The sequence below is a fragment of the Enterobacter sp. K16B genome (genome assembly GCF_020216105.1).
GTDB lineage: Bacteria > Pseudomonadota > Gammaproteobacteria > Enterobacterales > Enterobacteriaceae > Enterobacter > Enterobacter sichuanensis.
Genome location: NZ_JAIWJZ010000100.1, coordinates 24,881 through 39,487, shown reverse-complemented (window position 1 = coordinate 39,487; position 14,607 = coordinate 24,881). Strand labels below are relative to the sequence as shown.

10 protein-coding genes are annotated in these 14,607 nt (G+C 55.9%); 4 read left to right on the top strand and 6 right to left on the bottom strand.

From position 1 onward, the window contains the following. The first annotated feature begins 71 nt into the window (after window positions 1-71). Entirely contained in the window at window positions 72-2,336 is a 2,265-nt protein-coding gene (gene tynA, locus LDK53_RS17885; RefSeq protein WP_225287731.1) for a primary-amine oxidase, read from the top strand. A gap of 128 nt (window positions 2,337-2,464) precedes the next feature. Further along, entirely contained in the window at window positions 2,465-3,571 is a 1,107-nt protein-coding gene (locus tag LDK53_RS17880; protein WP_225287730.1) for a GGDEF domain-containing protein, read from the top strand. 88 nt (window positions 3,572-3,659) lie between these two features. Here the strand turns inward: LDK53_RS17880 and LDK53_RS17875 are convergent, their stop codons facing one another. After that, the gene (locus tag LDK53_RS17875) at window positions 3,660-5,159 is read right to left on the bottom strand and encodes an aldehyde dehydrogenase family protein (protein WP_225287729.1); all 1,500 of its coding nucleotides are present in this window, start codon (window positions 5,157-5,159) and stop codon (window positions 3,660-3,662) included. Between the two features lie 241 nt (window positions 5,160-5,400). Between LDK53_RS17875 and feaR the strand changes: the two genes are divergently transcribed. Then, complete coding sequence (feaR, locus tag LDK53_RS17870) at window positions 5,401-6,309, top strand: transcriptional regulator FeaR (RefSeq protein WP_225287728.1); 909 nt, start codon at window positions 5,401-5,403, stop codon at window positions 6,307-6,309. On the opposite strand, the gene LDK53_RS17865 is transcribed toward feaR, so the two are convergent. From LDK53_RS17865 to LDK53_RS17855, 3 genes are read right to left on the bottom strand one after another with little or no spacing between them, the layout of a single operon-like run. Then, complete coding sequence (locus tag LDK53_RS17865; RefSeq protein WP_059385317.1) at window positions 6,310-6,627, bottom strand: YdbL family protein; 318 nt, start codon at window positions 6,625-6,627, stop codon at window positions 6,310-6,312. Between the two features lie 7 nt (window positions 6,628-6,634). After that, a complete protein-coding gene (locus LDK53_RS17860; protein WP_059385316.1) occupies window positions 6,635-6,826 on the bottom strand; it encodes a YnbE family lipoprotein in 192 nt (63 codons plus the stop codon). After that, complete coding sequence (locus LDK53_RS17855) at window positions 6,823-9,462, bottom strand: YdbH family protein (RefSeq protein ID WP_225287727.1); 2,640 nt, start codon at window positions 9,460-9,462, stop codon at window positions 6,823-6,825. The genes LDK53_RS17860 and LDK53_RS17855 overlap by 4 nt, the downstream gene beginning before the upstream one ends. 210 nt (window positions 9,463-9,672) lie before the next feature. Between LDK53_RS17855 and LDK53_RS17850 the strand changes: the two genes are divergently transcribed. Continuing rightward, the gene (locus LDK53_RS17850; RefSeq protein WP_095449714.1) at window positions 9,673-10,662 is read left to right on the top strand and encodes a 2-hydroxyacid dehydrogenase; all 990 of its coding nucleotides are present in this window, start codon (window positions 9,673-9,675) and stop codon (window positions 10,660-10,662) included. A 19-nt stretch (window positions 10,663-10,681) separates the two neighbouring features. On the opposite strand, the gene LDK53_RS17845 is transcribed toward LDK53_RS17850, so the two are convergent. Both LDK53_RS17845 and LDK53_RS17840 read right to left on the bottom strand, forming a co-directional pair. Then, entirely contained in the window at window positions 10,682-11,887 is a 1,206-nt protein-coding gene (locus tag LDK53_RS17845) for an MFS transporter (RefSeq protein ID WP_225287726.1), read from the bottom strand. 94 nt (window positions 11,888-11,981) lie between these two features. Next, window positions 11,982-14,588, bottom strand: a complete 2,607-nt coding sequence (locus LDK53_RS17840; protein ID WP_412174834.1) for an EAL domain-containing protein — start codon at window positions 14,586-14,588, stop codon at window positions 11,982-11,984. Window positions 14,589-14,607: the final 19 nt, after the last annotated feature.

Sequence of the window (14,607 nt, the reverse complement as noted above, 5' to 3'; positions counted from 1 at the left end):
TGAGTGAGTGCAGCCAACGCACCTGCAACTTGAAGTATGACGGGTATAAACACAACAAGATGAGGTCTACGATGGGAAGCAATTCTTCTTTTTCTGCCCGTAGAACGGCACTGGCCATGGCCGTTGCGCTGTGTTGCGCCTGGCAATCCCCTGTTTTCGCCCACGGCAGTGAGGCGCATATGGTCCCGATGGACAAAACGCTACAGGACTTCGGCGCGGACGTTCAGTGGGATGATTACGCACAGATGTTTACCATTGCGAAAGACGGTGCCTTTGTGAAGGTCAAACCGGGTGCCAAAACCGCCATCGTCAACGGCAAAACCCTCAAGCTTGAGGTGCCGGTGGTGATGAAAGGCAAGAAAGCCTTTATTTCAGACAGCTTCATCAACGATGTTTTCCAGTCCGGTCTTGACCAGACCTTCCAGGTTGAAAAAAGCCCTCACCCGTTAAACGCGTTAACGGCGGACGAAATTAAGCAGGCCGTCGAGATTGTGAAAACCTCTGCGGATTTTAAACCCAATACCCGCTTCACCCAGATTGCCCTCGCTGAGCCAGAGAAAGCCAAAGTGTGGGACTTTGTGCTTAACGGCACGCCAGTGGATGCCCCCCGCCAGGCGAAGATCGTGATGCTGGATGGAAAGCACGTTATCGAAAGCGTGGTGGATCTGAAAGATAAAAAAATCCTGCGCTGGGAACCGGTGAAAGACGCGCACGGTATGGTGCTGCTGGATGATTTCACCGCGGTGCAGCAGATCATCAACGAGAGCACCGAGTTTGCTGAGGTGCTGAAAAAACACGGCATTACCGACCCGAAAAAAGTGATCACCACGCCGCTGACCGTCGGCTATTTTGACGGTAAAGACGGCCTGAAGCAGGAAGATCGCCTGCTGAAAGTGGTGAGCTATCTCGATGTCGGCGATGGCAACTACTGGGCGCACCCGATTGAGAACCTGCTGGCCGTGGTGGATCTTGAGCAGAAAAAAATTCAGAAAATTGAAGAAGGCGCCGTGATCCCGGTGCCCATGACCCCGCGCCCCTACGATGGCCGCGACCGGGTAGAGACGCCGAAAAAGCCGCTCGACATTACTGAACCGGAAGGCAAAAACTACACCATTACCGGCGACAGGGTTCACTGGCAGAACTGGGATTTCCACCTGAGCCTCGACTCCCGCGTCGGCCCGATGATTTCGACCGTGACCTATAACGACAACGGCAAAAAGCGCCAGATTATGTATCAGGGTTCCCTGGGCGGGATGATCGTCCCGTATGGCGACCCGGACGTGGGCTGGTACTTTAAAGCCTATCTCGACTCCGGCGACTACGGTATGGGCACCCTGACCTCCCCGCTGGTGCGCGGGAAAGACGTCCCGTCCAACGCCGTGATGCTCAATGAAACCATCCCGGATTACACCGGCGCGCCGATGGAGATCCCCCGCGCGATTGCCATTTTCGAACGCTACGCCGGGCCGGAATACAAGCATCAGGAGATGGGCCAGCCTAACGTCAGCACCGAGCGCCGCGAGCTGGTGGTGCGCTGGGTGAGCACCGTTGGCAACTACGATTACATTTTCGACTGGGTGTTCCATGAAAATGGCACCATCGGCATTGACGCTGGCGCGACAGGAATCGAAGCGGTGAAAGGCGTGCAGGCGAAAACCATGCACGATGCCACCGCCAAAGACGACACCCGTTACGGCACGCTGATCGATCACAACATCGTGGGCACTACGCACCAGCACATCTATAACTTCCGCCTGGATATGGATGTGGATGGCATCAACAACAAGCTGGTGGCCATGGATCCGGAAGTGAAACCGAATACCGCCGGCGGCCCGCGCACCAGCACCATGCAGATCAATCAGTATGATATTGATACCGAGCAGCAGGCGGCGCAGAAATTCGATCCAGGCACTATTCGCCTGCTGAGCAACACCCACAAAGAGAACCGCATGGGCAACCCGGTCTCGTATCAGATCATCCCTTACGCGGGCGGTACACACCCGGTGGCGACCGGCGCGAAGTTTGCCCCGGACGAGTGGATTTACCATCGCCTGAGCTTTATGGATAAACAGCTGTGGGTGACCCGCTACCACCCGGATGAGCTCTACCCGGAAGGAAAATTCCCTAACCGCTCGATCCACGACACGGGCCTGGGACAGTACAGCAAAGATAACGAGTCGCTCAACGACCAGGATGACGTGGTCTGGATGACCACCGGCACCACCCACGTGGCGCGCGCAGAGGAGTGGCCGATCATGCCGACGGAATGGGTTCATACCCTGCTTAAACCGTGGAACTTCTTCGACGAGACGCCAACGCTCGGCAAGAAGAAATAGAATAAATAACTCCCCGCCGGGCAATTGCCCGGCTTTTTTTTGCCGCAACATTTGAGGATCGTCCAGGCTTGCTTATAGTTACTGATATCTCAGCCGCATGATTTATCCCCCGGACGGGAAAGGATTTTATGGAAAAAAGAAAAAAACCGCCCCTCGAACGGGCGACCTGGCCGACACGCCATGCCATGGTCATGCATGGCCTGGCGAAAAACCTGCCGTGGCTGGCCTTCGTCAACGTCAGTTTCGCGGTAATGATCCTGCTGCGACACGTCCTGCTTAAGCCCGGCGATCCCCTTTATCCGACCTCTCCGCATCTGACAAAAATGGTCGATGCCTCAATGCTCGGCATTATTATCCTCTCTGCGGCACTGATCCTGATGGCATGGCGACGCATCGCCGGTATCAGCGTGGTGCTGTTTTTCTGTAGCGCCATCTGGTCAGTCGCCTGTTTCTGGTTTATTACCCAGCTGCTGCTGCCCCATGTCTGGCCGCTGTGCGTCATTCTGTTACTCGCCGGTTTGACGGCGCTCTACTTTTACCCCGAGGGGTTGCTCGCCTTTGAACTTCCGCTCTGGATCACCCTGCTGATTGCTAGCTGGAGGCTCAATGACGGTCTCAACCTTCACTTCGTCATCATCTGGAGCGTGTTTACGCTGATCCTGATCTGCGGACGTTTCATCCTGTTGAGCTGGTTTGACGAAGCCTGGCGACGCAACCAGCAAAATCAGCTGCTGATTTCCCGCCTGGACGCGCTGGCGCATCAAGATCCGTTAACCAAAACCGCCAATCGCCGAAAAATGGAAGTGGTGCTGGAGAACGCCGTTGAGCAGAAAAAAGCCTTCTCGGTGATCATGCTGGATATCGACTATTTCAAGCGCTACAACGATACCTACGGGCACCAGGCGGGTGACGAATGTCTGACGCGCGTAGCGCGGGTGCTGAAGCAGTCGGTGCGCACCCCGGAAGATGTGGTGTCACGCTACGGTGGCGAAGAGTTTCTGGTGATTCTGTTTAATTGCCCTGAAGCCATCGCGGAAAAGGTTGCCCTGCGTATTCAGGACGGCCTGCGCGCAGAGGCCATCCCGCACGGTGCCTCAGCGGTCAGCGACCATGTCACGGTGAGCATGGGGATTACGAGTATGGCGGAGGGGCTAGCCGGCACCGAAATCATCGCCCGCGCCGACGCGGCGCTGTACCGGGCAAAGGAGGCCGGGCGGGATCGGTGGTCGCTCTAAATAAAAGCCGGGTGGCGCTGCGCTTACCCGGCCTACGGTTCGAGGTGTTGTAGGCCGGGTAAGGCGTAGCCGCCACCCGGCTTGCTTTTTAATACCGCACGCACACCGATTTAGTTTCACACCAGCCGTCCAGCCAGTCCGGGCCAAAATCACGTCCGGTGCCGGACTGCTTCATCCCGCCGAACGGCAGGTTGGCGTCAATCAGCGTGTGGCTGTTCACCCAGACGGTGCCCGCCTGCAGCCTGTCGGTATACTCCAGCGCCTTGCTGATATTCTGCGTCCAGACGCTGGCCGTCAGGCCATATTCGGTGTCGTTTGCCAGCTGCAGCGCCTCTTCCCCGTCGGAGACGCGCACGAGGTTAACCACCGGGCCGAACACCTCTTCGCGGGTCAAGCGCAGCCCGGCATCCGGGTTTACCACCAGTGTTGGCGAAACGTAATAGCCTTTGCCTTCCGGACCACGGTTGCCGACGATCAGCTCCGCGTTGCGCGATTTTGCTTCATCAAGGAAGGTTTGCACCTTGTCGCAATGCGCGCGCGACACCAGCGGATTGATAAACGCCTCCGGCGACATGCCCGGCCCAACGCTCAGGGATTTCACCGCCTGCTCAAACCCGCTGACCAGCGTGTCGAAGAGCGGCGCCTCAATGTAGATGCGTGAGCTCGCCGCGCAGACCTGCCCCTGGTTCAGGAAGCTGCCGGTCATCAGGCCTTCGATCACCCAGGCCGGGTCGGCATCCTTCAGCACAATCGCCGGGTTTTTGCCCCCCAGTTCCAGCGTCACCCCGGTCAGCGTGTCCGCCGCCGTGCGGGCAATCTGCTTGCCGGTCGCCGTTGAGCCAGTGAAACTGACCTTGGCATTATGCGGATGCGCGGTCAGCGCTGCGCCACACACCGCGCCGCTGCCGGTTACCACATTGAATACCCCGTCCGGGATCCCCGCTTCGCTGGCCAGTTCCGCCACGCGCAGCATGGTCAGCGGCGTGGTTTCCGACGGTTTAATGACAATAGAGCAACCCGCCGCCAGGGCAGGCATCACTTTCCACATCCCGATCATCAGCGGGAAGTTCCACGGGACAATCCCGGCCACCACGCCAACCGGCTCTTTGCGCGTCCACGCCTGGTAGCGTGCGCCCTGCGGCAGCGGAATGGAGAGGTCGAGGGTTTTCCCCGCAATTTTAGTGGTCAGCCCGGCGGTATAGCGCATCCAGTTGAGGGTACAGCCGACTTCAAAGGCGCGGGAGATGTTGATGGACTTGCCCTGCTCCAGCGTTTCAAGCTGGGCCAGCTCCTCGCTGTGCTGCTCCACCAGATCGGCGAAATGGAGCAGGATCCGCTCGCGCTCCGCCGGTAATTTTCCGGCCCAGCTGCGGGCGACGAAGGCGCGCCAGCCGGACATCACGGCGCGATCAACGTCATCGACGCTGGCATCGGCAGTCGAGGCTATCACCTCGCCCGTGGCCGGGTTATAGACATTGAGCCGTTTTTCACTGTCCGACGCGGCCTGACGCCCTTCAATCCACAGGCCATGATGTCGGTCTAAAAATTGCTGCACGGCAGGCTGAATAGCCACCTGTGATTCAGACATAGGATACTCCTTCGTTATTATTCGCAGGGTGTTTATCCAGTCTAAGAGGGGTTTCGCATTCCCGCTTTTGTCTCTGTGACATTCGCTTTGCCACCTGTGACAGGCTCCGCAAATCGTGATAATTCCGTCTTATAGCGCTGTCCCCGGTGAGTGTTCTTTCCTATAGTCAGCCTCAGAGCTCTGACAAAATGCAACACAAATGCAACAATGCGTAAACGTTGACGGTGCAGTGAGAAAAACGATGGCGTGTGCAAGCGAGCAGGAACAGTATCAGCAGTGGCTGGCGCAAATTAACCAGGTTTGCGGGCGTTTTAACGCGCGTCCTCTGGAGGGAAAATTCTTCGGTGAACTGGAGACCAGCTATGCGCGCAGCCTGAAGCTCAGTACCGTGACCGCTGGCGGCGTAACCCTGTTCCGCTCCCGCCAGGAGATCAGAGACAGTAACGATGCCTGGTTCTATACCGTGTTTCAGCTTGAAGGCAGCGCGCAGATCGAGCAGGACGATCGCCGCTCTGTGCTGAGAACCGGGGATATTACGCTGATTGACGCATCGCGCCCGTGCTCAATTCACTGGCAGGAAAAATCCCGCCAGATTTCGCTGCTGGTGCCCCGTCAGATCATTGAGCAGCAGTGCCGGTTTCAGGAGATCAGCTGCGCGCTGACGCTCTCCCGTTCGTTGCCGACGGTACAGTTAAGCCATCGTCTGTTGATGGAGAGTATGAGTAATGCCGACCTGAGCGACCGGGAGAGTGAAGCGGCGCTTGAAGCGATGGTCTGCCTGCTACGCCCGGCGTTCCAGCAGCGCGAGTTGATTCAGCCGCGTAAGGAACGCCAGTTCCAGCAGGTGGTGGCGCTGATCGACGACAACATTCAGTCTGACTCCCTGCGCCCGGAATGGATTGCCGCCGAAAGCGGAATGTCTGTGCGCAGCCTCTACCGCATGTTTGCCGAGAAAGGGCTGGTGGTGGCGCAGTACATTAAAAACCGTCGTCTGGATCTCTGCGCGCAGGTGCTACGCTCCGCCGGAGATGATGAAAAGCTGGCGGGAATTGGCTACAGCTGGGGGTTCACCGATCATAGCCATTTTTCAACGGCCTTTAAGCAGCGTTTTGGCGTCTCACCGGGTGAATACCGCAGGCGCTACCGTTAGTTACTTCCTGAGCCACTTTCCGTTAATGCCCTTCACGTACTCGCCCGGCTGCGCACGGGCAACCAGCTTTTGACCTGCCATTTTCGCCACTTCATCCACCGGTAAATTGTTGCTGTCCGCCAGTTTCTGGTAGTTTTCCGTGCGCGCCGCGTTGATGCGGCTGACCAGTGCCAGCGTTTCCGCATCCTGTTGAATCGGGGCCAGATAGCCGCTGAGGGTTTCCCCCACCCGGCCCTGCGCCCGGGCGTCGTTCAGGGTCAGCGCCGCCGCCTGCACGTTCATCCCTAATGCCAGTAAAATCAGAGCTAATCGTTTCATAGCATCCTCAGAACAGATCGCTGCGCGATTTCAGCAGATTTTCAACGTCTTTATCGACCTTAATATGGATCTCATGTTCGATTTTGACGTTCATATTGATGGTAATCGGCTCTTTTGGCGCGGCGACTTCAATACGCGGCGTACAGCCAGTCAGTAGCGCGGCAGCGGCAACGGTGAGCACACCAGCCCTCTTTTTCATTGTTGTTCCTCACTTTCCTTGCCAGTCGAACTGCGGGGCGCAGGTATCGCCGTATGTTGCTCAAACCAGGTTTGCAGGTTGTCGCCAAAACGCAGGCTGCGCCAGAGGGTAAAGACATTCTCGTCATGGGTATAGTTCAGATTGACGGAGCTGCTTTTGCCCTCCACGCGGCTGGTCCCCTTGATGGTCGCCTGCATGGTTAATTCACCCAGGTTATCTAAATTGATTCTCGTCCACGAACGTGAAATTTCCATATAGCGGAGCCAGTTGATCGCGGCACCCGCCACCATATTATCTTTAACGATGGCGTCTGCCGTATCTTTGTCGATGCGCAGCGTCATGGGCCCCGGGTTGGTCAGCCAGCCATCTTTAATGATCCACTTTTCATTGTCCAGCCAGAACGGCAGCGCTCCGCTGACCGGGCCAGACATGGCAAACTGTTTCGGATTGACGGCGCTAATCAGCTCGCTGGAGGAGATATTGTCCACACGCAGCAGGGCCGGATCGTGCTGCGGCATCCGCAACTGCTGCATGGTGATTTTCCCGCCGAGGGTTTCCACCTTCACGTTGGTGAGCAGCAGCGGATTGTCCTCGGTCCAGGGATAGTCCCCCTGCAAATCCGCGGTGATGTTGCGCGCGGTGATCAGGTTTTCCACTTCGCCAATGCGCAACGTCACCGGTCCGCGGGTCCCCAACGACCAGGTCCCCTCGCTGAAGCGGAACGGCAGCACAAAATCGACGCCGTTAATCTGGTTATCCGGCATCCAGGCGCTGCCGGATTTCAGTACGCCGTGCCCGCCGGCCTCAAAACCCTGATCGGCCGCTGCCGAGAAGGCAACCTGGGCATAGAGCTCCCCGTCGCGCAGGGTCATTTTCCAGTCTGGCGGGATCAGCGGCTGGAAGACGGTAAGCGACTGTTTCGGCCACCAGGCCTGCCCGCGAAGACGCTCCCCGTCCCAGCGGCCGTTGACCTGTACCGGGCCGATGTTGTCCGCGCGGAGATCGCCTTTGAACTGGAAAATCGTCGGATCGGTACCGTCGACGCTGAAGGTCAGAACCGACGGCGGCAACACGCTGCCGCCGGAGAAACGGGTCTGTCCGGCATTGAGCGACAACGCGCCGCTGAAGGTCGGTTTTTCGGGGTCACGGAACCAGCGCACCGGTTGGTCCAGCACCATGCGTGGCTTGCTGACCTCCATCGTGCCGTACTGAAGCTTGTCAAAACCGGTGGAGAGCGCCGTCAGTTCGATAAGGTTGTCGCGCCACTCGCCTTTCCCGGCGACATCCCAGCGGGCATGCATCGGCGTAAAGCCGCCTTTCCCCCAGTAGCGCCACTGCCACAGGCCGTTGTCGGGTAAAAAGTCGTTTGCCTGACCGTCGAGGTGGAGCTCAAAATCCCCCATTTCGTTTTCATGGGCGCGCAGAATAGCCTGTAAACGGCCGTCCACGCCCTTTTGCGTGAGCTTCACGCCCGCCAGCGGCCAGCGAATTTCATCAATATCGAGCGAGTCAATGATGCGCCCGCGCGAGCGGAGCAGCGCGCCAGGCTCAAAGGCGAGCTGCGGTTCATACAGGCTGCCGGTCAGTTTTGCCGGCAGCCTGGCGTAGAGAATAAGATCGTTCTGTTTCGCCTCACCGCTCAGGTGCAGCGGCATGTCGCTGTTTTCCATGCTGAGCCTGCCGGGCCCAATATTCAGTACCGCGTTGCCTTTCCCGGCGTCGCCGTGGGTCAGCACATTCAGTCGACCGGTCAGGGTGGCCTTCTCCAGCCCCTGCTGCCAGTTGTCGGCACGAAGCGAAACGCGTCCGCTCAGCGGCATGCCGGAGAGCGCCCAGTTCCAGCGTCCGTCGCTGATGTTCAGCTGCTCCGCGGTGATCTGCCACGGCAGGTCAAGGAGCGGTTCGGGGTTGTCCCGCGCCATCACCACCAGTTGCCCCTGATTGTCTTCCCAGTCCAGATCGGCATCGACCAGGGTCGTTAGCTGTGGCACGTTAAAGGTCGGCACCGCATGGCCCTTCACCGGCACGCCATCCGGCACCAGCGGCAGCGTGAACTCGCCCACCAGCTTAACGGGCTGCGGCTGGTCAGGAAGCTGCACATCGAACTGGGTAACGGAGAGCGTCTGCCCGCGAAGTGTCCCCTTAATGCTGACCTGCTCGCCTTTATAGGCGATCTCCTGTCTTGCCGGGGTCAGCGATGCGTTAAGTTCCCCCTGCCACTGCTGCCAGGGTGAAAGCGTCAGACGGTGAACCGTAAGCCAGGTATTCGGTAACACCGCCTGCCACTGGGCCAGCGTTTTCGGGGCAACCGTTGACGGTGCGGACTGGGGAATCTTGCTCAGACAGACGGCGTTGAGATCGAGCGTGCCGATATCCAGCTTCCAGCGGCTGGGATGTGACAGCGTCACGTTATCGATGCGGGCTATCTCGCAGTCTTCCACCAGATAGCGGAGATCGGGGATCACCAGCGCATGACGAGTGAGCTTCGGGCTCTCTTCGAACGCGATACGCGTCCCGACGGGCAGCCAGATCCCGGCGAGCGTCGGTACCCACTGGGCGAGCGTCATCAGCAGCGTCAGCGGCAACAATATGAACAGCAGTAAAAGCGCAAGTGCGGCTTTGTATTTACCCTTCATGGGCAGTTAATATCCTGATTTAGCGAAAAAATTAAGCCGGCAGTGCCGATCATTGTCGCATGTTTGGCCAGTCAGTTGAAGGAAATGCCATTTTTAAGGATAGATGCTCTAGAATAATTAACAGAACTTATTGAATTCAATAATATTTTAGAAATTGTAAGATAATTTTAATCATGCTAACGTGAATGCAAAATCACTGGAGAAAGTCTTATGAAACTCGCGGTATATAGCACAAAGCAGTACGACAAAAAGTATCTGCAACATGTTAACGAGGCTTACGGGTTTGAGCTTGAATTTTTCGACTTTCTGCTGTCCGAAAAAACCGCCAAAACGGCGCACGGGTGTGAAGGTGTCTGCATTTTTGTCAACGATGACGGCAGTCGTCCGGTGCTGGAGGAGTTGAAAAAACAGGGGGTGAAATACATCGCCCTGCGCTGTGCGGGCTTTAATAATGTGGATCTCGATGCCGCCAAAGAGCTGGGTCTGAAGGTGGTTCGCGTGCCGGCGTACTCACCGGAAGCGGTGGCGGAACATGCGATTGGCATGATGATGTCCCTCAACCGTCGTATTCACCGCGCTTATCAGCGTACCCGTGACGCCAACTTCTCGCTGGAAGGCCTGACCGGCTTTACTATGTACGGCAAAACCGCTGGCGTGATCGGGACCGGTAAAATTGGCGTCGCCGCCCTGCGCATTCTGAAAGGCTTTGGCATGCGTCTGCTGGCGTTTGATCCGTACCCAAGCGCGGCCGCGCTGGATCTGGGCGTGGAGTACGTTGACCTGCCAACCCTGTTCTCGCAGTCTGACGTCATCTCCCTGCACTGCCCGCTGACGCCGGAAAACTACCACCTGCTTAACCAGGCGGCATTCGACCAGATGAAAGACGGCGTAATGATCATCAACACCAGCCGCGGCGGGCTGGTTGACTCTCAGGCCGCGATCGAAGCGCTGAAAACCCAGAAAATTGGCGCACTGGGGATGGACGTTTATGAGAACGAACGCGATCTGTTCTTTGAAGACAAGTCGAATGACGTGATCCAGGACGACGTCTTCCGTCGCCTCTCCGCCTGCCATAACGTGCTGTTTACCGGACACCAGGCATTTCTGACCGCCGAAGCGCTGATCAGCATCTCAGAAACGACGCTGGGGAATTTGCAGCAGCTGGAAAAAGGTGAAAGCTGCCCTAACGAACTGGCTTAAATCTCACGCCGGGTGGCGTCTACACTTCACCCGGCACGTTCGTTTCCCAGCTTCGGTGGGCAAAACGCCACCACAGCAGTACGCCCACCAGTGCAATCGCGCTTAATACACTGAATGCCGTCGCAAACGAGTAATGCCCGGCGATCGTACCGGTTAATGCCGGACTCATGGATGCCCCCACACCCTGCATCAGCATCACGACACTCTGCCCGGCATTGACGTGTCCGCTTCCGCGCAGCAGCACCACGATAAACGACGGTACCACGACCCCCAAAATGCCGGCGGCCAGACCGTCGAGAATTTGTACCGGGACCATCATGAACGGTGCGTCCGTACTTGCCGCCAGCGCCGCGCGTACCGGCATGACCAACAGCGCCAGCATAATTAACCGCCAGTAGCCGTAGTGTTCTATCCGGCGTGCGACCCAGATGGCGACGGGGATCATCACGGCCTGTGAGATGATGACGGTACCCGCCGCATACAAACCGGGGTTGATCGAGGCGGGTGCCGCTGCAACCCGCATGCTCAGCATCGGCAGCAGCGCGGCATTCGCCAGGTGGAACAGCAGAAGCGTCAGTCCGGTCACAAACAGCGCCCGGTTTTTCATCAGCACCGCAAAGCCGGGAACCGGCACGCTCGCTGAAGATGCCAGCCCCCGCGCGGCATTGTTGTCGATATCGCCGTTGCGGATGGCCAGCTGCGCACAGAGCGTGAGCAGCGTCGTACAGGTCATCAGCAGGAAAATCCCGCCGACGCCCCAGTACCAGGCAATGCCGCCTGCCATCAGTGCGGTGACAAAGTTGCCGCCGTGATTGAACGCTTCATTTCTGCCCATCTGAGCACTGAAGCCGTTCTGGCCGGTCAGCCCCAGCGTAATGCCGGTGATCAACGGCCCGACAAATGCTGCACAAATACCGGTGATAATTTGCGAAACGGCGACCACGCTGCTCTGTTGGCTAAACCAGAGCAGAAGCGTGCTCAGGGTGATCAACAGGCAGAGCAGCGCCAGCACGGCACGTTTGTTCCTGGAAGTGTCAGTAATAAATCCTGCCGGTAGCGTGGCCAGTAATCCTGCCAGCCCACCGGCCGTCATCAGTATGCCGATATTGTCCGGGGACCAGTGACGCTCGGTCAGAAAAATACCGAGAAATGGCCCGAGGCCATCGCGAACATCCGCAATAAAAAAACTGGTCAGGCATAATGCCCGCAGCGAACGAAGAGACATACTTCCTGCCTTTGTCTGTTATCGCCTGAAAAAATGAAAATGTAGTATAGCGGGTATTTTTGACAATCAGCGTCACGCGGGTTGTTCAATACTATCAATTCATTGTATGGCCCAGGCTATACGCACTTAATACCGCTGCGTTTAAATTTAAGTCCGCAATGGCAGACGGTTTCCCGAGTAAGTACCCCTGCACTTCATCGCACTTATTTTTCATGAGGAAAGTGAGCTGTTCGAGGGTTTCCACCCCTTCTGCGGTGATCTCCATCGAATAGGCCTTGCCCAGATCGATGATTTTCTCAACGACAGCCTGGTTCTGCGGTGAATCGCCTAACGTAAAAATAAAGCTTTTGTCGAGCTTGAGCCCATCAAACTGAAACTTCCGCAGATAGCTCAGCGAGGCGTAGCCGGTACCGAAATCATCAATCAGAATGCGAACGCCCTTTTTTTTGAGGGCCTTCATGGTCTGCAGAGTTTTTTCTGGATCGGAAAGCGTGACATTCTCCGTCACTTCAATTTCCAGCCGCTGGGCTTCGAGCCCGGTGTCATGAAGAATATCTTTAATCCTTTCGGCGAGATCGCTTGCCTGGAATTCAATCGCAGAAATATTGACCGATACCGATAATCCTGGCAAGAACGCTTGCGCATCCAGACACGCTTTGCGAATAACCCAGTTGCTGAGACTAATAATAAGCCCGGTTTCTTCAGCCAGCGGGATAAACTGATCGGGCATCATGTTTCCGCGCTCCGGGTGCTGCCAACGAACCAGGGCTTCCACGGCCTCAATTTTAGAATATCGGAGGTTATAACGCGGCTGATATACCAGAGAGAGCTGGTCCTCGCGAATCGCAGTTCTGAGCTCTAATTCCAGTCTTCTGCGTTCAGTCAGCTTTTCCGACATATCCGGGCAATAATAAACCCATCGGTTTCTACCCGATTGTTTCGCCTGATAAAGGGCTATATCCGCAAAGCGTAAAAGATCGTTTGCGCTGCTGCTGTCCTGTGGCGCCATTGCAATCCCCATGCTGACGCCTATTGCCACATCGTTGCCATCAATGGTGAAAGGACGGTTGAGTTCTTCCACGATACGTTGACACACCTCGTCGATCTGCTCTTTTTGACTGATGTTGCCGAGGAGCAGCATAAATTCATCGCCCCCCTGTCGGGCGACAAAATCCCCGCCACGAACACAATGTTTAAGACGCGAGGCGACCTCGCCAAGCAGGGCATCCCCCGTGGAATGGCCAAAAATATCATTGACGGGTTTAAACTTGTCTAAATCCAGGCAAATCATGGCGAAGGGGTAATTATTAACGCCTTCTTTCGCTAACTGGCCCGCCAGAAACTCCTTAATATGGTACCGGTTCGGGAGGCCTGTTAATTCGTCATGCCGTGACAGGAACTCCACGCGTTTTGTGGCCTCCACTTCCAGAGAAACGTCGGTTGCCGCGCCGCGCAATACAACAGTGCCATCCGGCTGAGTCGAAAATTTAGCCAGCAGCGTGCAATACGCGGTGGCATGTTGATAGTTCGTATAAGGGCAGTTCTTAAATTCGAAGCGCCCTGTTAACGCAGGGCCCGTTACAGGCTTATTAAAACTGCCTCTGGTCGAAGGAAAGAGTTCATCCAACCGGCGACCGATCCATTGACTCTGATCGTATCCTGTGACGGTGGAAAAACGGCCGGACAGCCATGTTATTTTTAACGATAAATCGGTTTCCCAGAACCAGTCGCTGGTGGTTTCACTGACGTCCCGGAAGCGTTTTTCGCTCGTGATAAGATTCAGTCTTGCCTGTTCAAGCAGAAACGTATTTTCGTCATGCATTCTCGCCTTGTGCATAATATGGCGCATGAGGATGACCATCATCGAAATTGTCAAAAGTACTGACAGGATCATTAACGGCAGAAAATAGATGATCAACGCCTGGCCGGGGTTTTCACTGTCCCAGATAATGTCCACATCACCATTTTGGGTGCGCAGAGTAAATGCCGTCTGGTTATTTGCCTGAGCATTCTCTTTATTAATGGAAGCGCGTACATTATTTATTCCGGCATCCTGCCCAATCGTCAGCAGTTTTTTAGCCGTTAATTTATCAATAAACACCATGACTGACGGCTTACCCGGTGAGGGTTGTACACTCGGATCATCGCCCGTTGTTATCCATTCGGCTGAAACAATGGCGGGGACGGAATGGATAAGCGTGAGCATGGAGATCGGCAATCCATTTTTCAGGCTAAGCTCATGGAGTAAACGCGCTTTCGTGGGTTTATCTAACCAGCTTTCCAGTTCTTCACGTTTCAGTTTCCCGTCAAGCACGCTGTAACGCGTGGTCCCTTCCGCTGAGATAACAAACACCCCTTCGTAGCCAAAGTTGTCGTACAGTGACTTACCCAGATTCTGCTTATCCCATGCCCAGTGAAGGTCAATTTTCTGATGAAGATGTTTATAAACATCGCCCCACTCGGCATTGTCTTTAAGATGACTTCGCATGCTTTCCTGGCGAGTCTCTAACGCTTTTTTTAATAAAAACTCATCGTGTTGGTCGCTGATTTGGTTAACATTGTTTTTTATTATTAGCAAGGAAACGATTGCCGCAATGAAAATACTTATCAATAACGTGACGACATAGGTAAAGATTTTATTTATCAGCCTTTTAGAATGTTCGGTATCCGTAAAGCCAGGAGTGTTCAGAGGTAGGGTCATCATTCGCCTTCTTAACTGC

Coding starts and splice junctions, on each gene's coding strand:
- tynA (WP_225287731.1), top strand. CDS start 72: ATGGGAAGCAATTCTTCTTTTTCTGCCCGTAGAACGGCACTGGCCATG.
- LDK53_RS17880 (WP_225287730.1), top strand. CDS start 2,465: ATGGAAAAAAGAAAAAAACCGCCCCTCGAACGGGCGACCTGGCCGACA.
- LDK53_RS17875 (WP_225287729.1), bottom strand. CDS start 5,159: ATGTCTGAATCACAGGTGGCTATTCAGCCTGCCGTGCAGCAATTTTTA.
- feaR (WP_225287728.1), top strand. CDS start 5,401: ATGGCGTGTGCAAGCGAGCAGGAACAGTATCAGCAGTGGCTGGCGCAA.
- LDK53_RS17865 (WP_059385317.1), bottom strand. CDS start 6,627: ATGAAACGATTAGCTCTGATTTTACTGGCATTAGGGATGAACGTGCAG.
- LDK53_RS17860 (WP_059385316.1), bottom strand. CDS start 6,826: ATGAAAAAGAGGGCTGGTGTGCTCACCGTTGCCGCTGCCGCGCTACTG.
- LDK53_RS17855 (WP_225287727.1), bottom strand. CDS start 9,462: ATGAAGGGTAAATACAAAGCCGCACTTGCGCTTTTACTGCTGTTCATA.
- LDK53_RS17850 (WP_095449714.1), top strand. CDS start 9,673: ATGAAACTCGCGGTATATAGCACAAAGCAGTACGACAAAAAGTATCTG.
- LDK53_RS17845 (WP_225287726.1), bottom strand. CDS start 11,887: ATGTCTCTTCGTTCGCTGCGGGCATTATGCCTGACCAGTTTTTTTATT.
- LDK53_RS17840 (WP_412174834.1), bottom strand. CDS start 14,588: ATGACCCTACCTCTGAACACTCCTGGCTTTACGGATACCGAACATTCT.